Here is a 25,476-nt window from a genome sequence, read left to right as displayed (position 1 = left end):
ACAAATACAGGCACTTTGGGTTAACTTGAGCATCAGCCAATGTTTTAAATGTCTCATTTTTAAGGCAATTAGATCCCGGAATAGCCAATCCCCCTCCGGGTTGTATGCCTCCGGGCAGGAAGCCAAGCCACATTCAAAGTGCTAAACTATTACAAAACAAGCAAAAAGTTCCGTATATGAAAAATTTTTTATTGAGCTTCTTCAAACCATCTGCCAGAGCTTTTTTCACTGAAAAGGTAAGTGACCCACAATACTCTTTTATGAAAAGGCTGCATGGGTACATATATGCTCGCTGGCCTTTTTTATATATCTCCGTAGGAACAGGAAGACACCCTCTCACCAGATTTATAAAACCAGCCTGGAGGGTTGTTTTTGGCAATTCTTCAAAAAAATTCAGGGAAACAACACAAGGTAAAATCAATTTTGCGCATGGCTATCACGGCAAGGCATTGACCTTACAGCAGGCCGGCAAGCTGGTAAAAGTTGATAAAAGCATCAACCTTGGAGATCTGGAGCAGGTTGTGCCGTACAATCGTGCCAGAGAGATTGTTCTTAAAAATCCGGACCACATTGTTGCCCTTCAATGTCCATGCAGATCCTGCAGGGATAACCCATGCCTTCCATTAGACGTATGCCTGATTATTGGAGAGCCTTTTGCTTCATTCATTCTTGAACACCACCCCGACAAAACCCGCAAAATAACTCAAAAAGAAGCTGCAGAAATTCTGGAGGAAGAACATAAACGCGGTCATGTACAACATGCTTTTTTTAAGGACGCCATGCTTGACCGGTTTTATGCCATATGCAATTGTTGCTCTTGCTGCTGTGGTGCGATGCAGGCCCATAGAAACGGAGTTCCCATGCTGGCCTCTTCCGGCTATACCGCAGTGGTAAACCATCAAGAGTGCCAGGGTTGCGGAAAATGTGCAAAAAACTGTCAATTCCACGCCATCTCCATCAGACAAAAAAAGGCAGTAATTGACACAGCCGCGTGCCTTGGATGCGGAGTGTGCAACACAAAATGCTCTCGAGGCTGCTTAAGTCTCAAGCGCGATTTGGAAAAGTGCCCTCCCTTGGAAGTTCAGGAATTGATAAGGTCTGTACCGGGCTCTACGTGTGCCACGGGGACCGGCTCTTCAGGGGCCCAATTGCCTCAAAAAAAATGGCATATTTAAAACATCTGTTGATGATCAAGAGGATCCCAAAATACCTTACCCTGCCTTCCTTAAATTGGGCTGAACTGTTACGATTATTCTACAGGCTCAACTGCGGGACCATGAAACTCAATGGATAAAATTTCATATTCAATTTTGCCTTTGGGGGCGTTTACTACAGCTTCATCTCCTTCTTCCTTGCCCAGCAAAGCCTTGGCCACCGGTGAAAATACAGAGATGGCTCCCTGGGCATAGTCAACCTCATCAGGCCCCAGCAAAGTGTACTCCCGGACTTCTCCGGTATCAATATTTTCTATCTTAACCGTTGCACCATAACAAACCTTATTGCCATCCATGGTGTTAAGGTCAATAACATTGAACTGAGGGATCCTGGATTTTATGTAAGAAATCTTAGCCTCCAGCATGCCTTGCCGCTCACGGGCGGCATCATAACCTGCATTTTCCTTCAGATCACCCTCTTCTCTTGCTTCCTTGATGGCCTGGATAACCTCCGGACGCTCAGCTTCAAGCTTTTCAAGCTCTTGCTTTACTCTTGCAAATCCTTCCACTGATATGGGAATACTGCTCATATCAAATCTCCATCTTAATGAATTTATCAGCATCAAAAATTAAAAAAAGTTCAAAACTGGCGGTTAAGTCAGTTTTGAACTTTAGAAAAAAACGTTCAGGGACGTCTCCCTTAGATACAGGGCCTTTTTTACGGAATCAAATCATCAAACCACGCAAACAAATAATCTATATATGATATTAATTCAACAAAGGTCAACCCCGGCATTGGGCACTTTGACGTTATTACCAGAAAAGAAGCATTAACATTTTTTTATAACAGCTAATAGTTATTTTTCTTTTTTGGAAACAGAGGACAGGCACTTCCTGCCCAACTGAAGCAATAACAATTGTTTGAGCCCAGTAACAATACGCGTTTCTGAACTGCAAATTTGAGTTGTTTGTCATAGCTGTTTTGAAGTTAAAAACCGAAACCAATAATCTTGCTTGCTTTGTCAGCTTAAATGGTACAAACTACACGGAACGTAACAGTTTATCAACTTTCCTTAAGGAAATCATGAGTAAACTTCCCAGTCCCTGCTTTTTACTGAGGCAAAACAAGTACCAGAAATAATACAGGGAGAACAAGTCCGAGGTATTCAGATGACTAAGCTGTTATCAGGAAAAATTTCTCTAAACCTGACCATTAGTACCTTACCGTTTCAGTCTTGTAGAATAAAACAAGAAACTGTTATCAGTTAATAGTTAATTATTGATGAAAAAAAGCCTGAATTCACTGCCTTTCCCTGATAACAAATAACAGATAACTGGGTTGCGGGTACAGCTCGCGTTAGTGTCAAATATAAAGGACATTCTTAATCGTAATATGCACCAGGCTTAGACATCTTTTTCATCAGGAATGTACGTGCTCAAGGGTTGACATAGTTTTTCCAAATATCATATTATTCAAACCCAGAAACAAAAAAAAATGTTATTTATAACTTTGTATCAGTTTAGCAATTTCAAGAAAATCAGGCTCCGGGCCTTGCCTGAATAAAAATCCATGCTTAAGAAGTCTGTTTTTTTTCAACAGGCACCCGAAACCTGGTTCTTATGCCCCATGCAAAAGGGCTGAACTGTTACACAACTTCCCCAATGAAAGGAGACAAAGATGGCAAATCAAGTAACAGACAATACTTTTGAAGCTGAAGTTTTACAGTGCGACCTGCCAGTACTGGTGGATTTTTGGGCCCCCTGGTGTGGTCCCTGCAGAGCTATTGCGCCTGTAGTGGAAGAACTTGCACAGGAATATACCGGACAGGTCAAGGTGTTAAAGATGAATGTTGATGAAAACCCTAATACCCCGGGCAAATTTGGTATTCGAGCCATTCCTACACTTATTCTTTTCAAGGGCGGAGAAGTCGCTGAGCAGGTTACAGGAGCAGTCTCCAAGGCCAACCTGAAGCAGATGATCAACGACAAGGCGCTGTAAATAATGAAGGAATATGAAGCTTTGATTATTGGGGGTGGGCCGGCAGGGATTACGGCCGCCCTTTATCTTTTGCGAGCCGGGGTTAAAATGGGCTGGGTGGAAAAACTTGCTCCTGGCGGTCAGGTATTGCTAACAGAAGCCATTGACAACTATCCCGGCTTTCCTGATGGAGTCAAAGGTTATGAATTGATTGACAAGTTTACAGACCACCTTGCCCCTTTTGATTTTGATAAAATTCGTGATGAAGCATTAAGGATTGAAACAGGCTCTGAACTTCACAAAGTCATCCTGTCAGAGCAGGAAGTCCTGACAAAAACGCTTATCATATGCTCAGGTGCTCAATGGCGTAAACTTGGTGTCCCTGGCGAACGTAAATACATGGGCAGAGGTGTATCCTATTGTGCTGTATGTGACGGGAACTTTTTCAGAGGGCAGGAAATCGCTTGTATAGGCGGTGGAGATACTGCTCTGGAAGAATCACTGTACTTATCAAAATTAGTCAGTAAAATTTATCTTATACATCGTAGAGACAAATTTCGAGGCACAAAGTTCTACCAGGATAAAGTCCTTCAAAATCCCAAAATTCAAGTAATATATGATACTGTTGCCACAAGCTTTACCGGCAATGAGCATCTGACCGGAGTCAATCTCAAAAATGTTCAAACCGAACAAGAGTCTCTGCTTGAAGTTGATGGTGCCTTCATCTTTATTGGGCTTGATCCAGCTGGAGGTTTTTTTCCTTCTGCAATTGAAACTGACTCACAGGGCTTCATTACAACAGACGCTGAAATGATGACATCAGTTCCTGGAATTTATGCGGCAGGCGATATCCGCTCCAAACACTGCAGACAGGTTTCCACAGCAGTAGGAGATGGAGCCACAGCCGCTTACAATGCCTGGGCCTACTTGGAACAGCACAGCTGAATTGTTATAATCAAAAAGTGTAATTGTTAACCAAATTTTTACGTTTGCGTAAAGCCTGCATCCTGGTTGGTTTACGCCATTATTGTTTGCTTGACCAGCGCTGAGCCCGTTAGTCAAAATCAAGGATATGAAGACAGGCTCGCGCCTGCTCGAATAAATCAATGGTTTTGACTTACGGGCACATGCTGGAAGTTTGCAGCAACAGAAAACCAGTCAGGATACAGGCTGTCCTCGCAACATAACGGATAGTTACTAAAAAGTTTTGCATCACATCAGACTCTATGTATTGAAACTTTCAGTTAATGTATCTGTTTAGCGCTTTGGATGTGGCACGGCTTCCTGCCCGGAGGCATACACCCCGGAGGGGGACTGGCTCTTCCGGGACCCACTTGTCCCAAAAATGAGTCATTTTAAGTACAAATTGATGATCAAGTGGGTACCGGAGTGCCTGTCCCCTGCTTTCCTTAAAAGCGCTGAACAGATACTAGTTAATGAAAGCTGATGGCTGAGACAATAATTAATAACCGATAACAAACAAGCAGCTGTAAGGTGGAGGCGGCTTCTCGGCGCCTGTTTTTTAATTGTCTGCAGAGTGCAGACTCCACTTGCCAAGGCAGTTACTTGTCGGGCAGGCCCCTTGTCTGCCTGAATGGAGCGCTTCTAACTTGCAAGTTTATACAAAAAACCTGCTTAAAGGTTTAATAATAACAATACTCATCCTTTCGCTTACAGGATGTACATTATTCCAGAGAGGTCCGCGTCCTTTAGAGGATACCCCGTGGGAACTTGCTCAAGCTGGCACCTCAGCCATGGAAGAAGAACGTTATCGACAGGCTATCAGATACTTTTCCGAGCTTAAAGACAGGTATCCTTTCAGTCCGCATACTCCTGTAGCAGAGGTAGCCCTTGGGGATGCGTATTTTAAGGCTGGTAATTACACTGCAGCAGTGAATGCCTATCGTGAGTTCATTGAGATGAATCCCAGGCACGAGCTTACTCCTTACGCCCTATTCCGCACCGGCCTTGCCAACTACAGCAAATTCCGAACTGTAGACCGTCCCCAGGGTCACATGGTAGAGGCCTTAGAATACTTTCACCGCGTTAAAGAAACATTTCCAGATACGCCTTACGCAGAATATTCATCATATTATATTGTTCAATCTCGTTTGCGCATGGCCGAACATGAACTTTTTGTGGCTGACTTTTACTGGAGATCCAAAAAGTATGGTGCAGCTTGGCAAAGATATGAATATGTTCTGGAGAACTTTGAAGACCTTCCTGAAATTATTGATTATGCAAGGCAAAGATCCCAAATCAGCTATTATAAATTTCAAAAAGAAGAATCCAGAAACAAAAAACATGAAGACCAGGGATCATGGAGAGACTGGTTCAGGTGGTTGTAAGCTTCTCGCCATAGGACCAATATTTTAAGAAGTTATTATCATGTTTATAGAGGCAAACAAGGTGATGTGGGTATAGCCAAACTGGAATTTGCCGGTACCCTGAACGAGGATGAGCCCAGGTTTTTTACAGCCAGTACAGGTGATTTGTATGTAGTGGTGGCTGTCAATGTAACCACTCAAGCGCCTTATACCCAGGCCAGTGAACTGGCTGCCCGTGTTCATGGTGTTTTTGTGAAAATCCATCCTTTTGTGGACGGCAATGGCAGAACATCATGGCTGCTGATGAATCTGGAGCTCATGAAAAGCGGGCTCCCACCGATTGTTCTGCCTGTGGAAAAGCGGATGGAATATTACGAGACCCTGGATACAGCCCATACGAAAAATGATTATGAGCCATTCTTAAATGACCACAAATATTCACGACCATCAATCAACCCGCAAAGGCTTTGACCGGCCCGGCCAGTAGGGCTGATCAACAGGGGTGTCCATGAGTCCCACAAGTTTTCCCCTGTCCAGGTAGTTCAGCACCATAGGCATCAGTTCGGGTCCGCGCACAAAGCCCAGGCCTCCTGCTCCTGCTGATACTTCATCAAACTTTTTAACATAGTCTTTTCTCACACCAGGGCCAAGAATGCATAAGGGTACAGGCTCTCCGGAGTGGACCATTACACCTCTGCATGGAGTGGAATGATCAGCAGTAACTGCCAGAACAATATCTTTTCTTTTAAGAAGCTGCGGCAGTGACGCAGCCAGGCCCTTATCTAACTGTTCAATGGCCTGTCTTTTGAGCAGAGGATCTTTGGCGTGGCCTGCTTCATCCGGGGCTTTGGAATGGACGTGGATAAAGTTATGCGTGTCCAGAAGTCCGTGAGCCTGGTGGATTCTGTGCCTGATTTCCTCTCCAGGATCATCATCTTCATGACCTTTGATATGCTTAATCCCAAGATAGCTGCACAGCCCGGCGTATATAGCACCGGAAGATATGGATGCCCCATTCAGCCCGAACTTTTCATGAAAAGGAATCACTTTTTTGAGTTGTCCTGCCCTTTGAGTGATGAGCCCGTTGAGAACTGCAGCACTGCTGTCTGCATCTGGATCTGACTGTACATTACGGCTCAATGTTTTCCAGGCCCATGCCAGGTACTGATTCATAATCTTTGCTGTCCTGATGCTTGGCTCATGGCTGCTGTATTCTTTCCACGGAAAAACTTCCAGCAGAAAGCGGCCCTCAACAATGGGGTTTGAATCTGTAATGAATGGAGAAACAACGCCTGTTAATTTTATAATGGCAAAAGAACCTTTGTACGGGATCAGCTCAAGCTCTACCACGTCAGAACTGAATGAGGCAATTCTTTTAAAGGCCTGCTGAAAGTACGATTTATCAGCCTTGACCTTTTCCCGGACAAATTTCAAACACCCATCTTCTTCAGCCACCTGGACCAGGTTGGCCAGTACAGCCACATCATTCATGGCCAAATCAATGCCTGCACCCAGGGCTTCTAATGCTCCGCGCCCTGGAAAGTCGTCTGGCTTATATCCAAACATGGCAAAGTGGGCATTTTCACTGGGTAGGGCCTGGCCTTGAAATGAGGCATGAAACAGACCATTGCAGCCCATGCCTGCCAGCTCATCCAGAAAAGGGGTTTCAGCAGCCTGTAAAGGGGTCTTGCCTCCAAGTTCAGCATATGACCTGTCTCCCAGCCCATCTAACAAAATCAGCACAAAAGTTCTGTTCATTCAAGTTTTCCTTTATTGAAATAATCAATAGTATTCATCCATAATCATTTAAAAATAGTATTGGACATTATTTCACAAATATCACTATTGCTTGATCTATATACGTTCAACATTTATTTTACTCGTCGATAGCATACTTAGCGATCTGAACGTGCTATTTGCGCATCATTTTTTGGAAAACGTAGTAAGTCTTGAAGGCTTGATGGAATACTTCTGTTGTAAGTGTTCAACCATCCGGCCTGTTAATTTCAACCCTTGGCCCAAGGAGGTAGATCATGCCTAAAGTAGGCGTATATGTGTGCCATTGCGGTACCAACATCGCCGGAGTCATTGACATTGAGTCTGTACGAGCATTTGCTGAAACCTTACCGGAAGTAGCGGTTGCCCGTAAAGACCTTTTCATGTGTTCTGATTCCGGACAGGAACTCATCAAACAGGATATCAGGGAAGGTCTGGTGGACCGGGTGGTTGTTGCAGCGTGCACGCCCAGAACCCACGAGCCCATATTTCGGGCTGCTGTGGAAGCTGCCGGGCTGAACAAGTATCTCTTTGAAATGGCCAATATCCGGGACCAGGGCAGCTGGGTTCACCCTGATGAACCTGAGCTGGCCACTGAAAAGGCCATGAAGCTTCTGGCCAGTGCTGTGGGCAAGGCTTCCAGGCTCAAGCCCCTGGAAGACAAGTATGTGGATGTGACCCAGGCTGCCCTGGTCATTGGCGGTGGAGTGGCAGGCATATCCTCAGCCCTTGAACTGGCCAACATGGGCTACACCACCTATCTGGTGGAAAAAGATCCGTCCATAGGCGGAATCATGGCTCAGTTGGACAAGACTTTTCCCACCAATGACTGTTCTGCCTGTATCCTTACTCCCCTTATGGTTGATGTGGGCAACCATCCCAATATTAAGCTCATGACCTACAGTGAAGTGGAGGAAGTGGAAGGTTTTGTAGGCAATTTTAAAGTCAAGGTCAGGCATAAGCAGTCATATATTGACTGGAAAAAGTGTACCGGCTGCGGGGACTGTGCTGAAGTCTGCTTAGAGCAGACCAAGGGCAAAATCCCGGATGAATTCAACCAGGGCTTATCCCCAAGGGGTGCAGCATACATTCATTTTCCCCAGGCTGTGCCTAAAAAGGCAGTTGTAGATGCTGCCAGCTGTATCAGCTGTAAGGGCCATAAGTTTGGTCAAGAGCCAAAGATCAGCAAGAAAACAGGTAAGCCCATGATTGCACCCTGTCAGGAGGCCTGCCCGGCTGACGCCATTAACCGCAGCCAGCAGTTAGATCCCCAGGGCGAAATTGAAGAGATCCAGGTAGGAACAATTGTCGTGGCCACAGGCTATCAGGTCATGGACAAGAAATGGTTCAAAGAGCTGGCTCCTGATTCCCCCAATGTGGTCACTGCCCTGCAGTTAGAGAGAATCATCTCAGCTACAGGACCTTCAGAAGGCAAGCTGCTGCGTCCCTCTGACAAGCAGAAACCCAAGACCATTACTTTTGTTTCCTGTGTGGGCTCAAGAGATGAAAAATTTCACACCTACTGCTCAAGGGTCTGCTGCATGTACATGATCAAGCAGGCCAGGCTTATCAAGGAAAAGTATAAGGATATCAATATCTACATGCATTTTATTGATGTCCGGGCAGCAGGCAAGGAATACGATGAATATTATACCGGTGCTCGCTCTATGGGCATCAACATTTTGAAAGGAAAAGTAGGCGGACTGGAAATTCTGCCTGAAGACCGGCTCAGGGTTCTGGCCTATGACATGGAAGCAGCTGTACCCATTGAATACGAATCCGACCTGGTTGTCCTGGCTACAGCCATTGAGGCCCCGGACACTGCCAAGAAACTGGCCCAGGCCACAGGCCTGCAATTCTGCGGATCTCATTTTTACCGTGAACTCCACCCCAAGCTTGGACCCGTGGAAACCTCAGTGCAGGGTCTTTTCCTGGCCGGGTGCTGTCAGGGCCCCAAAGATATTCCAGACACTGTATCCCAGGCCAAGGGAGCAGCAGCCGTTGCTGCAGTACCTCTGGCTCAGGGCAAGGTCAGGATTGATCCCATCATATCCGAGGTTCATACCGAAAAATGCAGTGGATGTGGAATCTGTCTGCCCCTGTGTCCTTATGATGCCATTACTCTGAGGATCGTTGCAGATAAACCCAGAGCGGAAATCGACATGACCGCGTGTAAGGGTTGCGGGGTGTGCACCACTGCCTGTCCTTCAGCAGCCATTGTTCTACACGGATATGAAGAGGAACAGATCTACGCTCAGATCAGAGCGCTGACTGCCTGATAAGTTTCAAGTGGATATAAGTTGCAGCAGGTCTGCCAAATCAGACCACCTGTCTTTTCTTAACACTTAAAACTTAAAACTTAAATCTTAAATCTTAAAACTTCCAAAAGGATAACCATATGTCTGAATATATTAAATTAGACAGTGAAAAGATCTCGGAAGCTGTCAAGACCATTCAGGATTTTGGCGGGACCGGGATTCTCAAATGTGTCCAGTGCGGGGCATGTTCCGCAGTCTGTCCAGGGGTCAAAGCCGGATTTCCAGTATTGTGCAGACTGCTTATCAAAAAGGTTCTGAATGGTCAGCTTGAAGAAATAATCGAGGAAACATCCACCTGGGGCTGTCAGGCCTGCAACAGGTGCACAGAAATCTGTCCGCAGGGAGTAAGGCCTCAGGAAGTGGTCTTTGCCTTCAGGCGTTACCAGGCCAATGATCTGGCTTTTTCCACTTCAGCCATGACCAGTCAGATGAACCTGCATTCTTATGGTCATGCTGTGTTTACCGATGCCACAGAACTGAGGAAAAAAGTAGGCCTTCCACCTGAAGCTCCTACATCAGCTTACAATGAAAAGGCCCAGAAAGAAATTCAGACCCTGCTGGAAAACAGCCCCATGGGCGAACTGGGATTATATTAAAAGGAGACTCAAAATGGAAAAACTCGGTTTATACCTGGGGTGCAACATCCCTTTTAAAGCCCCGGACATTGAGCAGTCCTTCCGCAAGATCTTTCCAGCCCTTGGGGTTGAAATAGAAGATCTGGAAGGGGCCACCTGCTGTCCAGCCTGGGGAACAGCACCTTCATTTGATCTTGATACGTGGTGTACCATATCGTCGCGCAATATAACCCTGGCTGAAGACAAAGGCATTGATATCATGACCGGCTGCAACAGCTGCTACGGTGTTATGAACGAGGCCAAGCATTTTATTGAAGACAGCCCTGACCGCAAAAAAAGGGTCAATGCAAATCTCAAGACCATTGATCGCGAGTACAAGGGTACCTCGAACGTATTTCATGTTTCCCACGTGCTTTATGAAAAAGTCGGTCCAGAAAAGATTAAGGAAAGTCTGGTTTATTCTCTGGATGGCCTGAAAGTGGCCATCCAGCCCGGATGTCATATCCTGTGGCCGTCAGATGTGTATCCTGTCCAAGAGAAAAATTCCTTCTTTCCTACAATTCTAAAGGAGCTGACCCAGGCCCTTGGAGCGGATGTGCCTCACTACAGCCGGCTGGAGTTTTGCTGCGGTATGGGCGGAATGCGCTCCACTGATGTGGAAAAGTCATTAAAGCTGTTCACGGATAAGCTCATGTCCATGAAGGAAGAGATTGACCCGGACATGATTGTGACCACCTGTTCTTCGTGTTTTCTGCAATTTGATATGTCTCAGCAGATTCTCAAGGAACGCGGTGTGATCGATTTCAGCATACCTGTATTTTACTATACCCAGGTACTGGCTCTGGCCCTTGGTTTTGATCCAGCGCAGGTAGCAGCAATCAGTCAGACCCCAAGGGATGAAATGATCGCTGAGATTCAAAGTGATAAAAGAAAAATCCAGAAATAAGAATCAGGAGGATAGTTAAATGTCTTTCAGTCCAAATATAGTGGGCTTTGCCTGCCAGTGGTGTACATATGCCGGAGCTGACCTGGCCGGTAACCTGCGCTGCAAATACCCGCCTACCATTAAGCTTATCAGGGTCCCTTGTTCAGGAAGTGTTGAGCCGGAATATATCTTAGAGTCTCTGGCGAGAGGAGCAGATGGAGTGCTTGTGGGCGGATGTCATTACGGGGACTGTCATTACAAAGACGGTAACCACAAAACTTCCCGCAGGATGACTGTACTTAAGAAAATGATTGAAGATGCGGGTTTTGATCCCAGACGCTTCAGGCTGGAATGGATTTCAGGGGCAGAAGGCCAGCGCTTTGCTCAAGTGGTGGAGGAGTTCACCAGAGAACTGCAGGAACTGGGGCCTAACCCCCTCAAGGGAGGTGCTTAAATGGCTGATAAAATTAAATTCGGTTTTCTGCTGGCAGGTGGATGCGCAGGCTGTGAAATGGCCTTGGTGGACATGTCTGAAAAGCTGGTTGATGCACTGGATCATCTTGAAGTGGTTTTCTGGGCACCGACAGTTGCTGATGTCAAATATAAAGACTTAGAAGCCATGGAGGACGGATATATAGATCTGGCCTTTGTGGATGGTATGGTCCGCAATACTGAGAATGAACATACCGTCAAGGTCTTGAGACAGAAGTCCAAAACCCTGGTTGCCTTTGGTGCATGTGCGACCCTGGGAGGTATTGCAGCCCTCGGTGATATATATTCCAAAGAAGAGCTGTTTAATCAGGCCTATAAAGATACCTTTGGTACTGATAATCCTGACGGTATTATGCCTGAACCCCAATGTCTGTGGGAGGGAAAGTATGATCTGACCTTGCCGGCTTTTACCAACAGGGTCAGCACCATAGATCAGCTGGTGGATGTTGACTATTTTGTTGGTGGCTGTCCTCCACATCATGATTTTGTGGCCCAGGCTGTCCAGGCCATTGTTGCCGGCAACCTTCCCGCCAAGGGATCATGGCTGACATCAGGAAAGGCAGTGTGTGACGTTTGCAAGCGCAACCCGGCAGAGCATGATCAAAAAAGGCTTCCTGTAGGCGAAGTATTCAGGACCATAGACGGCCGTCCGGATGAAGATAAATGTCTGCTCCAGCAGGGCTATATCTGTTTTGGCCCTGTTACGCAGGGAGACTGTCAGGCATCCTGTCTCAATGTGAATATTCCCTGCCGTGGATGCGGCGGTCCTATTCCCGGTGTTAAGGATTACGGAGCAAGATGCGCTTCAATGATTGCTTCCAGTCTTAAGGATGACCAGACTGCGGAAAAGTTTGTGAGCAAGTTCAATGATATGGCAAAATTTTGCTATCGCTATTCTTACTCAGCAGGAATACTTAACCAGAAGTTGACCCCTGGCCGTAAAAATTAGCCCGGAGGTAGTAAGCATGAGTAAAATCTCGGCTTTCCTGAAAAAAGTCGTTGGGATGCAAAATAAAGGAGAATCAAAAGTGAGAAAAATAGAAATCAATCCCATGACCCGCTTGGAGGGGCACGGAAAGATCGCCATTTTCCTTGATGATAATGGCAATGTTGACGATGCCTTTTTCCAGACAGTGGAATTTCGCGGGTATGAAAAGTTTTTGCAGGGCATGCCCATTGAGGAAGTGCCAAGGACAGTGTCAACTGTTTGCGGTGTTTGCAGGGCAGTACATTTCCTGTGTGCCATGAAGGCTTCGGATGATGTTTATGGCGTAACTCCACCAACAACAGGCAGAAAGCTGCGAGAACTTTTTTACAGTGCCCATACTGTGGAAGATCATACAGCAGTGCTTTATGCCCTTGGCTTTCCTGATTTTGTTGTGGGGCCTGATGCGCCCGCCGGAGAAAGAAACCTTGTGGGGCTGATCAAAGCTGTTGGTGCTGAAACTGGTAAACTGGTTCTGCGCAAACGCGGACTGGCTGTAAAGATATTCGAGCTTCTTGGAGGCAAGCCCAACCATCCGGTATCTGCCCTTCCTGGCGGCTGGTCCAAAAGGATCAACGAAGATGAACGGGTCCAGATTGAAAAGTGGGCTGAAGAGCTTGTGGAACTTGGTAAGCTGACCCTGCAGGTCTTTGAAGACGTTGTCCTGAAAAACCCCAAGTACATGGAGCTGGTTACCGGTGACATGTTCAAGGTTGAGGTTGGATACATTGCCACTGTGGATGAGCAGAATAAAATGGCCTTTTATGATGGAACCCAAAAGGCCATTGATGCCAGGGGCAATGTTGTTGGCACATTCAAGGGCAAGGAATATCTGGATTTCATATCTGAAAGAGTTCTGCCCTGGTCATATCTCAAGTTCCCTTACAACAAGAAGCTTGGAGCGTGGGACGGAATCAAAAGCGGCCCTGATACCAATATCTATTGCGTAGGACCTCTGGCCAGAATGAATGTTACTGAGGGAATAACCACTCCCTTAGCTCATGAGCATTTTGAAAAGTTCCATAATACTTTTGGAGCAAAGCCAGTGCACTATATCCTTGGCTATCACTGGGCCAGGGCCATAGAAGTACTTGCTGCCGCAGAAAAATGTCTGGAGCTGTCAAGAGATCCGGAAATTACCGGCACTGACACCTGGAACCAGCCTACATCATGCACTAAGGAAGGAGTGGGCATTCTTGAGGCAAATAGAGGGGTTTTGATTCATCATTATATTACAGATGATAACGGGATAGTGGAAAACGCTAACCTTGTGGTGGCCACAACACATAACAATGCTCCCATTAATCTGGCTGTGAAGACTGCTGCCAAACACTTTATCAAAGATGGAAATGTAACTGAAGGACTTCTCAATCACGTGGAAATGGCCTTCAGGCCCTATGACCTGTGCCTGGCCTGCGCCACCCACACTGTAACCGGTGGGCAGATGCCTATGGAAGTAAATATCTTCAACAGTAATGGTCAGTTGAACAGACAGATCAAAAACTTCTAATGCAAATTGTCTGTAGTTAAATGATATGTGCGGGGAGCATATAACTCCCCGCACGTCTTTCGAGTATCTTTAAACGTATATGTAAGATTTTACTGCAAAAAAACCTTTTGCAGTCTCAGGAGTCAGGGATCAGGAGTCAGGAGTCAGTAAAAACAGAGGCTTATGGAGATATTTTTTGCAGAATAAGTTATTGTCTGACTTTTTGCACGAAAAACATGTAATGAATTCAGGGCACTATGGTTTTACCATACAGATTGCTTCGGTCGCTTAGGCTCCATAGTGAGTGACAGGTTTTCAGCAACTACATCCCTGACAGCTCAGGTGTCATTGCGAGCGAGTCTTTTTACCTCGTTGAATACACGCAGTGTAGGCGCAGCCATTCAACTGGGGCGAGCGCGGCAATCTCTAACGCGTTGAGGCAATTTTATGTTACTCACAGGTTCGGTCCCAGGCCGCCCGGGTGAGGAGCTTACAAGTAACTTCAAAAAACTTGACCCCGGATCCGTCATCCCGGACTCGATCCGGGACCGGGGTGACGGTTAAAGCAGGTTGCTACTCATTACCGTCATTCCGGCGAAAGCCGGAATCCAGGTTTTGAACGGTGTGAGTTACTCGCATGTTAGGCTGTGTCCGGCACACACTTGTGTAAAGATTATCCCGGCATAAGTATTTTATGACACTTAAAGTGAGTGCCGGGTCCCGGACCTTCTCGCTGTAGTCTTCAAATCTTAAAACTTAAAACTTAACACCTAAATCTTAAATCTTAAATCTTAAAACTTAAAACTTAAATCTTAAAACTTTTCTTATGACTAACAAAACCATTGTCATGGGCATTGGCAACCCTTTGCTTCAGGATGACCGGGCTGGTCTGGAAGTGGTGCAGCGCATTGCCCGCATGAATCTGCCGGTTGATACAGAAGAACTCTATACTGTGGGCTTTGATGTCATGGACAAGCTCATGGGTTATGAGCAGGCGTTTGTTGTGGATTCCTGTTGCCTGGGACACAAGCCCGGAACCATACTTCATGTAAGCATTGATGATATTTTTTCATCTAAAGATTTGACCAATTCCCATGCAGTGACTCTTGGAGCCACCCTAAAGACCGGGTACGAACTTTTCAGTGATGAAATGCCAAAAGAGCTGATCATCATTCTCATTGAGATAGAAAAAATTGAAGAATTTACCGACGTGATGTGCCCTTCAGTTGAAAAGGCAGTACAGGAAACAGTATGTATGCTTCATGAAAGAATAAAAAACAGCGTTGCTGCTCGTCCGGCAACTGTCTGACTTGAACAGCTTCAACATCCGGAAAGAAAGACTTTCGGGATGGAAACAAATAGATATGTGTTCATTTTTACTCAGGAGGTGGGTATGAAATTCAGTGTTGGCCTCGGAAAAACCGGTGGTCTTGAACGTCTTGAACAAAATGGAGTAACCAGGCGTGATTTTATGAAATTCTGCGCTACTGTGGCCGCTGTTATGGGCATGGAAGCATCCTTTGCCCCAAAAATTGCTCAAGCCCTTACAGCAGAAAGAAGGCCGTCTGTGGTTTATCTGCACTTTGCTGAATGTACCGGCTGCTCAGAGTCAGTATTAAGAACTGTGCAGCCATACATTGATGACCTTATTCTGGACACTATTTCTATGGATTACCATGAAACCATTATGGCTGCTGCCGGAGATGCAGCAGAAGAAGCTCTGGAAAAGGCCATTAATGCACCAGAAGGATTTATTTGTGTAGTTGAAGGGGCAATACCCACCAAGCTGGACGGCATCTACGGCAAAGTCGGCGGACATACCATGCTCCAGATGGCCAATGAGATAATCCCCAAGGCCCAGGCCACCATTGCCATTGGAGCCTGTGCTAATTTCGGAGGAGTCCAGGCGGCTGCTCCCAATCCCACTGGGGCAAAAGGAGTTAACGATTTATTGAAAGACAAGGGAATCAAGGCCATTAATATTGCCGGATGTCCACCCAATCCGTACAATTTTGTCGGCACTGTGGTTCACCTGCTGACTGAGGGAATGCCTGATGTTGACTTTTTGATGCGGCCCACCATGTTTTATGGCACTTCCGTGCATGAGCTGTGCGAAAGACTTGATCATTTCCATAATGGAGAATTTGCTTATTCTTTTGATTCTGAAGAAGCCAAAAAGGGCTATTGCCTTTACGAACTGGGCTGTCGCGGACCATGGACTTACAATAACTGCCCCAAGGTCAAATTCAACCAAACCAACTGGCCGGTTGAAGCCGGGCATCATTGCATTGGATGCAGTGAGCCTGACTTCTGGGACAAAATGAGTCCCTTTTATGATCTGTAGGCTGTCAGTACTGAGTTCAAAGCATTAAACTTTTTTTCAGAATCAGGAGGAAATACATATGGCCGGTTGTAAACCCCAGGCAGCACCGATAATTCCGGTGACTCCAAAAAGCACGTATTCCGGGCCCATCATAATTGACCCGGTAACCAGGATAGAAGGTCACCTTAAAATGGAAGTAGAACTGGAAAATGGTAGAGTAAAGAATGCCTGGTCCAGTTCACAGTTATTTCGCGGACTTGAAATCATTCTAAAAGGCCGTGATCCAAGAGACGCACAGCATATAACCCAGAGGGCCTGCGGTGTATGTACCTATGTTCATGCCCTGGCATCCACGAGATGCGTGGACAATGCAGTGGGCGTGGATATCCCTGACAACGCAAGGATTATCCGCAATCTGGTTATGGCTTCCCAGTTTATGCATGATCATATGGTTCATTTTTATGTTCTGCATGCCCTGGACTGGGTGGATGTCACCAGTGCCCTCAAGGCTGACCCACGCAAGGCAGCCCAGATAGCCAATGATATTTCGCCAAGAAAGACAACTGCTCAGGATCTGCGGGCAGTTCAGGAAAGGCTGACCAAATTTGTGGAAAGCGGTCAGCTTGGTCCCTTTACCAACGCCTATTTTCTTGAGGACCATCCTGCTTATTATCTGCCGCCGGAAGTTAACCTCATTGCCACTGCCCATTATCTGGAAGCTCTGCGTTTGCAGGTTAAGGCTGCAAGGATGATGGCTATTTACGGTTCTAAAAATCCACATACTCAATTTACCATTGTGGGTGGAGTGACCTGTTATGATGGTCTCAGGAAGGAAAGAATTGATCAGTTTGCAGAACTGCTCAAGGAAACCAGAGACTTTATTGAAGATGTCTATATTCCTGATCTGCTGGCAGTGGCATCTTTTTACAAAGACTGGGCAGGTTTTGGAGGAACAAAAAACTATATGAGTTTTGGCGAGTTCCCCAAAAATGAAAAGGATCTTGAGAGCAGATGGATTCCACCCGGTGTAATCATGAACCGCAATCTCAGCCAGATTGATCAGGTAGACCCCAAAGCTATTTACGAGCATGTGGCAGCCAGCTGGTACAAAGGCAATGAAGCAAAGCATCCCTATGAAGGGGTGACTGAGCCACAATATACCAGTTACGATGACAAGGAACGCTATTCCTGGTCCAAGGCTCCAAGGTACAATGACCATCCCATGGAAGTAGGACCTCTGGCCTCAGTGTTGGTGGCTTATGCCAAAGGGCAACCAGAAATAGTGAGTGCGGTCAACACTGTGACCAGGCATCTTGGAGTAGGACCTGAAGCCCTGCACTCCACTCTTGGCAGGACTGCTGCCAGAGGCATCAAAGCATTGGTCATTGCTCAGAAAACAGCAGACTGGCTCAGGGAACTTGAAGGAAATGTTGCTGGTGGTGACATGAAAATTGCCCAGGAATGGGAAATGCCGGATGAGGCTGAAGGTGTAGGTTTTGCTGATGCCCCAAGAGGAGGCCTGAGCCACTGGATCAAAATCAAGGACAAAAAGATTGAAAACTTCCAGTTAGTTGTTCCAACCACATGGAACTTTGGTCCAAGATGCGCCAATGGCAGGCTTGCTCCTGTTGAACAAGCGCTAATCGGCACTCCCGTGGCTGACCCCAAAAGACCTGTGGAGATCCTGCGCACGATTCATTCTTTTGATCCGTGCATTGCCTGTGGAGTACACGTAATAGATCCTCACAGCAATGAGGTTTACAAATTCAGGGCTAGTTAAGGTCAACCCTTCAGAATACTTTAACTGCCACAAAGGGCGTTGCCATTCCAGGGAGAGCAGCATCACAATATCTGCCAGGCTCTGGAGATAGACGTCCTTTGTGGCTTTTTGTTGCCATTGTTTACGGGAACATTAAGGGATTCTGAAAACTACAGTTACCGGAAAATAAGCATGAAAAATATACTTGTTCTCGGAGTGGGGAATATTCTTCTGGGTGATGAAGGAATCGGGGTTCGGATTGTGGAAAAGCTGGAGCAGGAATACGAATTTTCCGAAAATGTCAGGCTCATGGATGGAGGAACCCTGGGCATCAGGCTCATGGAATATATTATGGACTGCGACTTTCTGATAGTGGTGGATGCAGTTCTTAATAAGCATCCTCCTGGAACAGTATATCGCCTTGAAGGCAATGATTTGCGAAAGAGCATGGCCTTCAAAGACTCCATGCACCAGGCTGACCTGTTGGAGACCCTGACCCATTGTGAACTTATTGGAAGTCGTCCGGAAAGTGTGATTATTGGGATTGAACCTAAGGAATACGAACCCTGGAGTGAGAAGCTTACCTTTGAAGTAGAGAGAAAAATTGATGACCTGTGCAAGGCTGTTTTAGATGAGATTTCAGCTGCGGGTGGAACATTCAGACTGAAACAGGAGGGCTGATATGGCTGCTATAATTTATGATCCTGTACAATTTTCAAAAAAAATTGATAAACTTGAAAAGGCAGGCGGCAAAGCCGCATTTGTTGCTTCTGAAGCCCTGGAAATAATTCAGGATCTGGCAAACAATGCTTATATGCTGCCCAGATTGAAACGCAAGTTGACTAAAAGTGGTGATGCCAGGCTGGCCAACTGTTGTAAGTTTCAGCTTGGGAGCGGTTACAGACTGGTTATTACCATAAAAGATGGTTGTTTTGTGATTCTCTTTCTGGGCACTCACGACGAAACAGACAATTGGATCAAGAATAATATGGGAGTCAGTTTTGACTGCTCACGCGGTGAGGTTGTGCCTGCAGTTAAGGTCAGCAGAGATGAGTCAGACAAGAATGTATGTGACGTAATTGACTATCCGCCGAGCATTCATGACCTTGATGTGCCTCTGGATGAAGTACTTGACCAGAAAACCCTCAGAGAAATATTTTGCGGTATTACCGGAACTCAGCAATGCTGAGTTTCATGACAAAATAGATAAATGTGACTCTGAGCATTTTTCCCCCGTGCGACAAGTTTACTTGTCCTTGCCTGGAGATAATGCAGACATTCTTCTTCCGCATTTTGGACATTTGAGCTTTCCCTTGTCACAGATTTCACAGAGCCATGCACTGCAGGCAGAGCAGAATCTGATATCCTGGGAGTGACGGTCTGAGCAACCCTTGCCGCATTGAAAACAGTTTGATGATCTTGACATGATGAATCCTCCAGTAAATTGGATTGCTGGTAAATAATTGGCAGACAATATTGATGGCCGGGCTTTCTATTGATATTTTAAATTGGACATATTGTTCATATTAAGTAAGTTTCTATAATTGAATATATGGACGGACTTTTTTAGTAACTTACTCTTGAAACTTTGTCATAAAAAAACAAGAAAATTTGAACCGCAAATGCGCCCCGGTTGAATGTCCTTCGGGCTTGCTCTTCGAGCAATTCAACTGGGCAGGCAAAGGACTCAAAGTTAAAGATAATAAAGAAGATATTTTTTTGAAAACCGGGCATCGGTTTTCAAAAAGGCTGCCTTTTCATTTGCCGTTCCCCGGCAAATGAAAAAACTTCTTTCTTCCTTTGCGCCCTTTGCGTCTTGAGTGAGTCTTCGAACGGGCGGTTAAAACATCTTTTTTGGGTTGTGGGCACAGCCCGCATTAGCTATTGTTACAGGCAAAATTATTACATTAAAACCTAATAAACACGGAGGCTATACCGGAATGTTTGAAGTGACTGAATCTGCAACAAATCAACTGGAAAAATATTTTGAAACTCAAGAGAAATCTCCGGTCAGGGTTTATCTGGCGTCTGGATGCGGCGGTCCAATGCTGGCTCTTGCCTTAGATGAACAAAAAAATAATGATCACACTTATGACATAAATGGCTTTCAGTTCTTAGTGGATAAAAGCCTTATGGATACAGTTGCACCTATTCAGATTGATCACACTGAAGCAGGCTTTAAGATTAATTCCAGCCTCAAAGTTGATCCCGGTGCCTGCGGTTCATGTACTTCCTGCTGATGTGATTGAAATCATGCGCTGTTTTTAATGGCATGGATTGAATAGTAAAGGTTCGCATTGAAATCAAAGATTGCGGGAGTGGAATATCTGTGCTTGCTAAACCACATGCCAGTATTCTGCTGTCTCAACGATCTGTCATATTGGCCCTGCTGCGGAAACAGCCAAGGAGTGGGAAAGGCTGGTCATGAAATTAATGGGTCTGATTCGACTGAAATAACAGAGTGGATGGAATGGCAAGTTTGCCCAGGGCCGGAACAGCAATGTCCGGCCCTGGAAAGCGACATTCAGGATTTTTAGTGAATGGGAAGGGAGATAAATCCCCTCTGGCCATAGCCCATTGCTGACAGAAAAGTATTGTTCACTGTTTCGATGCCCCTGATCAAGTTTTCAGGTTCCAGGGGAACGCGGCGCATGGCAATGTAACAGGATTCCATGCGTACACCAGGCAGTTCAATTATCTGCTGCAGACGTTGCTGCAGGTCTTGAATGTCTGGACGGGATTCTTCGGAATGTCCGGATAAATCCGAGGCCAGCAAGCGAACAGAACCTCCCCTAAAGGCCAAGATCATTTCAGGAGTCACATTCTGCCTGACCATATCCCTATAAGTTTGATCGATTACCCCAAGACGTCCAAATAGCAGCTTGGGATCACCAATGGTCACGTCCCAGAAGATACGACCTACTTCAATTCCTTCCAAAGCAGCCCGGTCATTCGGCTGCCTGGCTTCATACTCCTCATCCGTCAGACAATGTTCAGTACCAATATTTTCTGCAGCTACAGAAGATGAGATTACAATTACAATCATAGCAAATAATGCCAGAATAAAGTTGTTGATTCGCATTTTAAAGTCCAATGGGTAAGTTTTTTCTATGAATAAATAAAAGTTAAAAATTAAAAGGGTTATCTGAATATATTTGTGGCTGGTTAAAATATGCTCTCAGGGCCAATAGCTCTGCTAAGCCAATTTGGCCGCACATCCACCGCTGCGGTGCAGCCAGTAAATCCCGACAATAATAAACAGTGTAGTTAGCAAAGCAAGGATCCATGGAGGCATGGCGCCTGCCCCGATATTTACTCCAATAAGTGCCAGGCCCACGGCCAGGAGCGGGAGTCCTCAGGCACTGGCAAACCAGACCAGAACCGCAATGGCGGCGCTGCCTGCCACTGCTTTGCCCGACAGTCTCCTGGCCATGGTTAAGGCGTACGCCCCGAAAGCAAATGCCAGAGCCAGGGCGTATCCAATCCAGTAGGTCTGGGTCATCACATAAAGCCGCCACCAAATGGGGCTGGAATTCTGGGCAATGTATTTATAATAGAGGAGGTGCCCTATAAAGACCACAGCAAAAATCAGGACCGGGATAATGAGCATGCGCAATATCCAAAAAACTTTGCTCACTTTTTAACCTCCAGCAGGAAATTAAGATAGTCATCAAGCTCATTCCGTTCTTCATCAAGGAGCACATACCCGGATTTGGCAATTGCTTCCCTGGCTTCGGGCTCATTGGGAATATCAGCGATGAGGCGCATATTATCCCCGTTTTTCAAGCGCTGGCTTTCATGCATGATAAGCCCGACGAATTCATTGGTGTTCAGGCAGGCTCCCCTAGTGTTTACAGTGGGCAAATTTTCGGCATCAGCCTCTGCGGGCGTGGATACGGAAAAAACCAGCAGCGCGGCAAGAAAAAAGAAACAAAACTTTACTAAACGCATCTTTCACTCCAATTAATAAAGGTTATTTAACGAGTATTTCTCACCGGCGACTTAGTGCAGCCGGTGAGATAGAAATTTACAGCCAAACTGTCCAGGACTCCATGACACTGCGCATCAAAACAATTCCGTCCTCTCGCTGGCACCATGGATACAGATTGTCACCAACAGCTCCGTGCCAGTCGGCGCACGGGGGGCAGACCCCGATTTGCGCACCGTTTCTGGCCAGTCTTTCCAGCATTCCCAAGGCATCTCCCAGGCGGTGGAAATTCGAAGATGATATTTTTTCAGGATGGCCTACCCTACACAGCTCAGCTGCTTCACCCCACAGGTAGAGATGGACATCGCCAAAGTTCTGTTTCTGGACCACATCAGCCAAAAGCAAGGCCATCATAGTTCGGTTGGGATCATTGGAACCGGCGCTCATGACAAACAAGAACTTGCCTTTTTTGGCTTCTCCGGCCATAGCCGGGCTGCCCATGCCCATCATGGCCGCCATTCCAAGCCCTCCGGCCCCGGCCATCTTAAGAAAGTCATTTCTGCTCATGCCGGTTTTCTGATCTTTCTTTTGCTGTTCCTGGGCCGAGACAATTGATTCCATGATTTCAAGATCTTTTTCTTTATCTGACATCTGGCATACCTCTCTGTATCAAGTTAGTGGCTTTGAGCACGTCATCTGTTCTCCGCAAACAAAAAGGCCCTTTTAGCCGTTAATATTGATAGGAAATATAACTGATTAGAAAAATATAATGCAAATAGAAAATATTAATTGAATATCAGCAAATCGATTATGAAAATTGATAGATACAATGTCATATTTTTTGACCTAAGTTGGGCGATTCACAATTTCAATATACATAAAAAAGACCTCTCCATTCGGATTAAGTCAGGGGCTAAGTCGTGAATGAGATTGAATATGTTATATAGAATAGGAACATTAAAATTTAAGTGACACAATGTTACCAGTTCCCCTGTATAGGTGGAATCCTGGATCGGACCTGGTCAACTCAAGAAGTGTCTAAGAAAATACGCTTTTTGATCATGATATGTCAGTGCTGGATTTCTTCGGTGTCTCATAAATGTAATGATCGTGTTCAGCTGACCAGTCTGTTGGAGCTTCAACTGTACCCTTGAGTGCCTCAAGAATATCCCAAGTTGATTCGGTGCTTATTTCAGATGGTATTTCCTGAACGATTAGAGTGTAGTTCCTATCTGGAATTAAGTTTATTTCTTTCAAGGGGAAAAAAGCATTACCATCAAATCGGGCTTCAATAATCTGCGACTTGTTTTCTTACTCCTCTTTTCAATTTAAGATAATTTATGGCAACGAACAAGGTAACGCAAGTCAGGCCATAAAACAAAATTTGAAACACAAAGGCACTTTGATTATTCATGTATATGTAATTATTTAGAACATCCAGGACTACTTGGCAAGTGTCAATCAAAAATCGCCTTTACGCTTCTTTCGGGATGAAGCTTAAAGCAGATTCTTATCTTGTACAGTCATGCCAGCTAAGCATTTGCCGGGCTTGAACCGGGAGCCGAGATCGTGAGTGCATTAATATTTATATATAGATATCATCAATGTTTTTAGCTATCTCTTATTATTTTTTTCAATTGGACATTTGGCTCTGACATAGTTGATAATTTTAGGTTAACATGTTGTCTGTCGGGATAGCAGGATGAAAAATTACCATCTTGCTTGTGTATTAACTTCACCTTTATCTTTCCGTCAGTCAATTCCCTGATAAATTAGAGGGATCTAAAAATCATAGGAATATAAAATGCAAATAGTTATACCGGGTTACAAAACCCTTGAGCTTGAACATCTGGCCCTGGACTATAACGGAACTCTGGCTTTTGATGGTGAGATAATTGAAGGGGTGGTTCCAAGGCTTAAAACATTGTCTGAATCCCTGAGCATTCATGTGTTGACAGCAGATACCTTTGGTCATGCAAGACAGAAGCTGTCCGGGGTTGACTGTTCCTTTCACTTGATCGGTAAAGGTGATCAGGCCCAGGCCAAAGCTGACTATATTGACAGGCTGGGGGCTGAGCATACAATAAGCATGGGTAATGGCCGCAATGACAGGCTGATGCTTGAAAGGTCCGCACTTGGTATAGGTCTGGTTCAGGGTGAAGGAGCTGCAGTAAATTCTTTGACCAGCGCAGACATAATATGTACCCACATCAACCACGGACTTGATCTGTTGCTATTCCCCCTGAGACTCACTGCTACACTCCGGGGTTAAGTGCTGATTCTGGAAATTTCAAACAGATATGTTTGCTTTTCAAAAGAGATAATCTCTCACGGAATACACGGAAGGTACTGATTTTTTTAACTTGTTAATGAATAGATGTCACAAAATACTTGAAGAACCACACCTCCCGTTCCAATCTTAAAACTTAAAACTTAAAACTTAATGCTCAAAAAGACTCCATACCAGCCCATAACTCTTGCTTTTGCAGTCAATTACCCAGACGCCCGGCACAAAAGACAGTGGGCTCTGGATAATTCCCACGCAGTTCAATACTCACCTGATCTCTGCTGCCTTGATATGCTCCCTGAAAGGATTGTGCCTTTTGTAGAAAGCGGCATTCCTGTCCGGGTACATGCCCGGTACTTCGGCTGTGAACTGGGGCATGCTGATAAAGATCTGGCAGACAGCGCTCTTAAGGTACATGAACAGACCCTTGTGGCGGTAAAGGGAATGGCAGAACCTGAGATCACAGTGCATACAGGACTTACAAAAGGGTGTCCGGTAAAAGAAGAGCATATCATTGAAAATCTATCCCGCCTGGCTGAGACCGCTGATAAGCTGGGAATGGTGGTCTGCCTGGAAAATCTGCGAAAGGGACATGGTGCAGATCCATTTAAAATCTTTGAATGGGCCAGGATTTCAGGGGTCAGGCTGACCCTGGATCTGGGCCATGCCCTGGGTTGCGCTGCAGTGCAGAGCAATCTGATAAGCATGCCGGACCTGGTTGATTTATTTGCCTCGCATCTGTCTGAGGTGCACATATACGGCAAAGAGGATGAGCACGGGCATCATCCCATAACTGATATCAATATCTTAACTGAAACACTGGACAGGCTGATGCAAACCGACTGCATGTGGTGGACCATTGAGCTTGGTGATCCAGATGAGGCCATGGACACCAGAGATATTATTGAGGCTTATTTGGAATCCTGAGGGCAGAAGTCAGGAGTCAGGAGTCAGGAGTCAGGAGTCAGGGATCAGGAGTCAGAAGTCAGGGATCAGGAGTCAGGGATCAGGTGTCAGGAGTCAGAGGTCAGAGGGAAGAGATCAGAAGTCAGGAGTCAGAGGTCAGAGGGTAATTTGGGGGGTAGTTACTGTTTCGCTGCAGAAATAATCAACGTAACTGCTCACCACATATGGTATAAGGCTATTAAAACACCCTGGAT

Annotated in this window: 26 protein-coding genes; 19 read left to right on the top strand and 7 right to left on the bottom strand. The window is 45.7% G+C overall.

All coding sequences use genetic code 11. The features are described from left to right. Positions 1-176: 176 nt before the first annotated feature. Complete coding sequence (locus LZ23_RS01900; protein ID WP_045211112.1) at positions 177-1,175, top strand: DUF362 domain-containing protein; 999 nt, start codon at positions 177-179, stop codon at positions 1,173-1,175. Between the two features lie 74 nt (positions 1,176-1,249). On the opposite strand, the gene greA is transcribed toward LZ23_RS01900, so the two are convergent. Next, entirely contained in the window at positions 1,250-1,744 is a 495-nt protein-coding gene (gene greA / locus LZ23_RS01895) for a transcription elongation factor GreA (RefSeq protein WP_045211111.1), read from the bottom strand. Between the two features lie 1,088 nt (positions 1,745-2,832). On the opposite strand from greA, the gene trxA reads away from it, so the two are divergent. The 4 genes from trxA (at position 2,833) to LZ23_RS25640 (ending at position 5,930) form a co-directional block, all read left to right on the top strand. Further along, a complete protein-coding gene (gene trxA / locus LZ23_RS01890; RefSeq protein WP_045211109.1) occupies positions 2,833-3,153 on the top strand; it encodes a thioredoxin in 321 nt (106 codons plus the stop codon). Positions 3,154-3,156: 3 nt separating this feature from the next. Then, a complete protein-coding gene (gene trxB / locus LZ23_RS01885; protein ID WP_045211108.1) occupies positions 3,157-4,077 on the top strand; it encodes a thioredoxin-disulfide reductase in 921 nt (306 codons plus the stop codon). Between the two features lie 665 nt (positions 4,078-4,742). Further along, positions 4,743-5,480: an outer membrane protein assembly factor BamD gene (gene bamD / locus LZ23_RS01880; RefSeq protein WP_052507032.1), complete on the top strand. Its 738-nt coding sequence runs from the start codon at positions 4,743-4,745 to the stop codon at positions 5,478-5,480. 66 nt (positions 5,481-5,546) lie between these two features. After that, complete coding sequence (locus LZ23_RS25640) at positions 5,547-5,930, top strand: Fic family protein (RefSeq protein ID WP_045211106.1); 384 nt, start codon at positions 5,547-5,549, stop codon at positions 5,928-5,930. Here the strand turns inward: LZ23_RS25640 and LZ23_RS01870 are convergent. Further along, positions 5,907-7,217, bottom strand: coding sequence for a BPG-independent phosphoglycerate mutase family protein (locus LZ23_RS01870; RefSeq protein WP_045211104.1), 1,311 nt, complete (start codon positions 7,215-7,217; stop codon positions 5,907-5,909). The genes LZ23_RS25640 and LZ23_RS01870 overlap by 24 nt on opposite strands. A gap of 275 nt (positions 7,218-7,492) precedes the next feature. Here LZ23_RS01870 and LZ23_RS01865 point away from each other — a divergent pair, with 275 nt between their 5' ends. From LZ23_RS01865 to LZ23_RS01815, 11 genes are all read left to right on the top strand, one after another. Then, on the top strand, positions 7,493-9,514 hold the full coding sequence (locus LZ23_RS01865) for a CoB--CoM heterodisulfide reductase iron-sulfur subunit A family protein (RefSeq protein WP_045211102.1): 2,022 nt from the start codon (positions 7,493-7,495) through the stop codon (positions 9,512-9,514). Positions 9,515-9,633: 119 nt separating this feature from the next. After that, the gene (locus LZ23_RS01860; RefSeq protein WP_045211100.1) at positions 9,634-10,149 is read left to right on the top strand and encodes a 4Fe-4S dicluster domain-containing protein; all 516 of its coding nucleotides are present in this window, start codon (positions 9,634-9,636) and stop codon (positions 10,147-10,149) included. A gap of 13 nt (positions 10,150-10,162) precedes the next feature. After that, positions 10,163-11,074: a CoB--CoM heterodisulfide reductase iron-sulfur subunit B family protein gene (locus LZ23_RS01855; RefSeq protein WP_045211098.1), complete on the top strand. Its 912-nt coding sequence runs from the start codon at positions 10,163-10,165 to the stop codon at positions 11,072-11,074. A 19-nt stretch (positions 11,075-11,093) separates the two neighbouring features. After that, positions 11,094-11,507: a hydrogenase iron-sulfur subunit gene (locus LZ23_RS01850; protein ID WP_045211096.1), complete on the top strand. Its 414-nt coding sequence runs from the start codon at positions 11,094-11,096 to the stop codon at positions 11,505-11,507. Continuing rightward, entirely contained in the window at positions 11,508-12,494 is a 987-nt protein-coding gene (locus LZ23_RS01845; RefSeq protein ID WP_045211095.1) for an NADH-quinone oxidoreductase subunit B family protein, read from the top strand. Between the two features lie 79 nt (positions 12,495-12,573). Further along, positions 12,574-14,040, top strand: a complete 1,467-nt coding sequence (locus tag LZ23_RS01840; protein ID WP_045211236.1) for a Ni/Fe hydrogenase subunit alpha — start codon at positions 12,574-12,576, stop codon at positions 14,038-14,040. An 805-nt stretch (positions 14,041-14,845) separates the two neighbouring features. Continuing rightward, the gene (locus LZ23_RS01835) at positions 14,846-15,328 is read left to right on the top strand and encodes a hydrogenase maturation protease (protein WP_045211093.1); all 483 of its coding nucleotides are present in this window, start codon (positions 14,846-14,848) and stop codon (positions 15,326-15,328) included. Between the two features lie 84 nt (positions 15,329-15,412). Then, the gene (locus tag LZ23_RS01830) at positions 15,413-16,363 is read left to right on the top strand and encodes a hydrogenase small subunit (protein ID WP_045211092.1); all 951 of its coding nucleotides are present in this window, start codon (positions 15,413-15,415) and stop codon (positions 16,361-16,363) included. 58 nt (positions 16,364-16,421) lie between these two features. After that, positions 16,422-18,122, top strand: a complete 1,701-nt coding sequence (locus LZ23_RS01825) for a nickel-dependent hydrogenase large subunit (protein WP_045211090.1) — start codon at positions 16,422-16,424, stop codon at positions 18,120-18,122. Between the two features lie 171 nt (positions 18,123-18,293). Then, positions 18,294-18,782: a HyaD/HybD family hydrogenase maturation endopeptidase gene (locus LZ23_RS01820; protein WP_045211088.1), complete on the top strand. Its 489-nt coding sequence runs from the start codon at positions 18,294-18,296 to the stop codon at positions 18,780-18,782. Position 18,783: 1 nt separating this feature from the next. Then, a complete protein-coding gene (locus LZ23_RS01815; RefSeq protein WP_045211086.1) occupies positions 18,784-19,290 on the top strand; it encodes a hypothetical protein in 507 nt (168 codons plus the stop codon). 57 nt (positions 19,291-19,347) lie between these two features. Here the strand turns inward: LZ23_RS01815 and LZ23_RS01810 are convergent, their stop codons facing one another. Continuing rightward, complete coding sequence (locus LZ23_RS01810; protein ID WP_045211085.1) at positions 19,348-19,527, bottom strand: hypothetical protein; 180 nt, start codon at positions 19,525-19,527, stop codon at positions 19,348-19,350. Between the two features lie 514 nt (positions 19,528-20,041). Between LZ23_RS01810 and LZ23_RS01805 the strand changes: the two genes are divergently transcribed. Beyond that, a complete protein-coding gene (locus LZ23_RS01805) occupies positions 20,042-20,341 on the top strand; it encodes an IscA/HesB family protein (protein ID WP_045211083.1) in 300 nt (99 codons plus the stop codon). Positions 20,342-20,634: 293 nt separating this feature from the next. Here LZ23_RS01805 and LZ23_RS01795 read toward each other — a convergent pair whose 3' ends face one another. The 4 genes from LZ23_RS01795 to LZ23_RS01780 all read right to left on the bottom strand — a co-directional run bounded on the left by LZ23_RS01795 (position 20,635) and on the right by LZ23_RS01780 (position 22,680). Beyond that, on the bottom strand, positions 20,635-21,183 hold the full coding sequence (locus LZ23_RS01795) for a hypothetical protein (protein ID WP_052507031.1): 549 nt from the start codon (positions 21,181-21,183) through the stop codon (positions 20,635-20,637). Between the two features lie 273 nt (positions 21,184-21,456). Then, positions 21,457-21,738, bottom strand: a complete 282-nt coding sequence (locus LZ23_RS01790) for a hypothetical protein (protein ID WP_045211079.1) — start codon at positions 21,736-21,738, stop codon at positions 21,457-21,459. Continuing rightward, positions 21,735-22,052, bottom strand: coding sequence for a hypothetical protein (locus LZ23_RS01785; protein WP_045211078.1), 318 nt, complete (start codon positions 22,050-22,052; stop codon positions 21,735-21,737). Before LZ23_RS01785 ends, LZ23_RS01790 begins: the two co-directional genes overlap by 4 nt. Before the next feature lie 76 nt (positions 22,053-22,128). Continuing rightward, positions 22,129-22,680: a DsrE family protein gene (locus LZ23_RS01780; RefSeq protein WP_045211076.1), complete on the bottom strand. Its 552-nt coding sequence runs from the start codon at positions 22,678-22,680 to the stop codon at positions 22,129-22,131. 1,153 nt (positions 22,681-23,833) lie between these two features. Between LZ23_RS01780 and LZ23_RS01775 the strand changes: the two genes are divergently transcribed. Together LZ23_RS01775 and LZ23_RS01770 are read left to right on the top strand one after the other, a co-directional pair. Continuing rightward, on the top strand, positions 23,834-24,301 hold the full coding sequence (locus LZ23_RS01775) for an HAD family hydrolase (protein WP_045211074.1): 468 nt from the start codon (positions 23,834-23,836) through the stop codon (positions 24,299-24,301). Between the two features lie 171 nt (positions 24,302-24,472). Then, positions 24,473-25,243 (top strand): TIM barrel protein, encoded by a 771-nt coding sequence (locus LZ23_RS01770; protein ID WP_045211073.1) that lies wholly within the window; start codon positions 24,473-24,475, stop codon positions 25,241-25,243. The last annotated feature ends 233 nt before the right edge of the window (positions 25,244-25,476 follow it).

This window comes from Desulfonatronovibrio magnus, assembly GCF_000934755.1.
Lineage (GTDB): Bacteria > Desulfobacterota > Desulfovibrionia > Desulfovibrionales > Desulfonatronovibrionaceae > Desulfonatronovibrio > Desulfonatronovibrio magnus.
This window is presented reverse-complemented; position numbering and strand designations above follow the sequence as displayed.

Excerpts from the sequence above, each read along its gene's own strand:
- LZ23_RS01780 (WP_045211076.1), bottom strand. The coding sequence starts at position 22,680 with ATGTCAGATAAAGAAAAAGATCTTGAAATCATGGAATCAATTGTCTCG.
- LZ23_RS01775 (WP_045211074.1), top strand. The coding sequence starts at position 23,834 with ATGCAAATAGTTATACCGGGTTACAAAACCCTTGAGCTTGAACATCTG.
- LZ23_RS01820 (WP_045211088.1), top strand. The coding sequence starts at position 18,294 with ATGAAAAATATACTTGTTCTCGGAGTGGGGAATATTCTTCTGGGTGAT.
- trxA (WP_045211109.1), top strand. The coding sequence starts at position 2,833 with ATGGCAAATCAAGTAACAGACAATACTTTTGAAGCTGAAGTTTTACAG.
- greA (WP_045211111.1), bottom strand. The coding sequence starts at position 1,744 with ATGAGCAGTATTCCCATATCAGTGGAAGGATTTGCAAGAGTAAAGCAA.
- LZ23_RS01835 (WP_045211093.1), top strand. The coding sequence starts at position 14,846 with ATGACTAACAAAACCATTGTCATGGGCATTGGCAACCCTTTGCTTCAG.
- LZ23_RS01810 (WP_045211085.1), bottom strand. The coding sequence starts at position 19,527 with ATGTCAAGATCATCAAACTGTTTTCAATGCGGCAAGGGTTGCTCAGAC.
- LZ23_RS01860 (WP_045211100.1), top strand. The coding sequence starts at position 9,634 with ATGTCTGAATATATTAAATTAGACAGTGAAAAGATCTCGGAAGCTGTC.
- trxB (WP_045211108.1), top strand. The coding sequence starts at position 3,157 with ATGAAGGAATATGAAGCTTTGATTATTGGGGGTGGGCCGGCAGGGATT.
- LZ23_RS01855 (WP_045211098.1), top strand. The coding sequence starts at position 10,163 with ATGGAAAAACTCGGTTTATACCTGGGGTGCAACATCCCTTTTAAAGCC.
- LZ23_RS01785 (WP_045211078.1), bottom strand. The coding sequence starts at position 22,052 with ATGCGTTTAGTAAAGTTTTGTTTCTTTTTTCTTGCCGCGCTGCTGGTT.
- LZ23_RS01870 (WP_045211104.1), bottom strand. The coding sequence starts at position 7,217 with ATGAACAGAACTTTTGTGCTGATTTTGTTAGATGGGCTGGGAGACAGG.
- LZ23_RS01850 (WP_045211096.1), top strand. The coding sequence starts at position 11,094 with ATGTCTTTCAGTCCAAATATAGTGGGCTTTGCCTGCCAGTGGTGTACA.
- LZ23_RS01865 (WP_045211102.1), top strand. The coding sequence starts at position 7,493 with ATGCCTAAAGTAGGCGTATATGTGTGCCATTGCGGTACCAACATCGCC.
- LZ23_RS01830 (WP_045211092.1), top strand. The coding sequence starts at position 15,413 with ATGAAATTCAGTGTTGGCCTCGGAAAAACCGGTGGTCTTGAACGTCTT.
- LZ23_RS01825 (WP_045211090.1), top strand. The coding sequence starts at position 16,422 with ATGGCCGGTTGTAAACCCCAGGCAGCACCGATAATTCCGGTGACTCCA.
- LZ23_RS01805 (WP_045211083.1), top strand. The coding sequence starts at position 20,042 with ATGTTTGAAGTGACTGAATCTGCAACAAATCAACTGGAAAAATATTTT.
- LZ23_RS01900 (WP_045211112.1), top strand. The coding sequence starts at position 177 with ATGAAAAATTTTTTATTGAGCTTCTTCAAACCATCTGCCAGAGCTTTT.
- LZ23_RS01795 (WP_052507031.1), bottom strand. The coding sequence starts at position 21,183 with ATGCGAATCAACAACTTTATTCTGGCATTATTTGCTATGATTGTAATT.
- LZ23_RS01845 (WP_045211095.1), top strand. The coding sequence starts at position 11,508 with ATGGCTGATAAAATTAAATTCGGTTTTCTGCTGGCAGGTGGATGCGCA.
- LZ23_RS01770 (WP_045211073.1), top strand. The coding sequence starts at position 24,473 with ATGCTCAAAAAGACTCCATACCAGCCCATAACTCTTGCTTTTGCAGTC.
- LZ23_RS01815 (WP_045211086.1), top strand. The coding sequence starts at position 18,784 with ATGGCTGCTATAATTTATGATCCTGTACAATTTTCAAAAAAAATTGAT.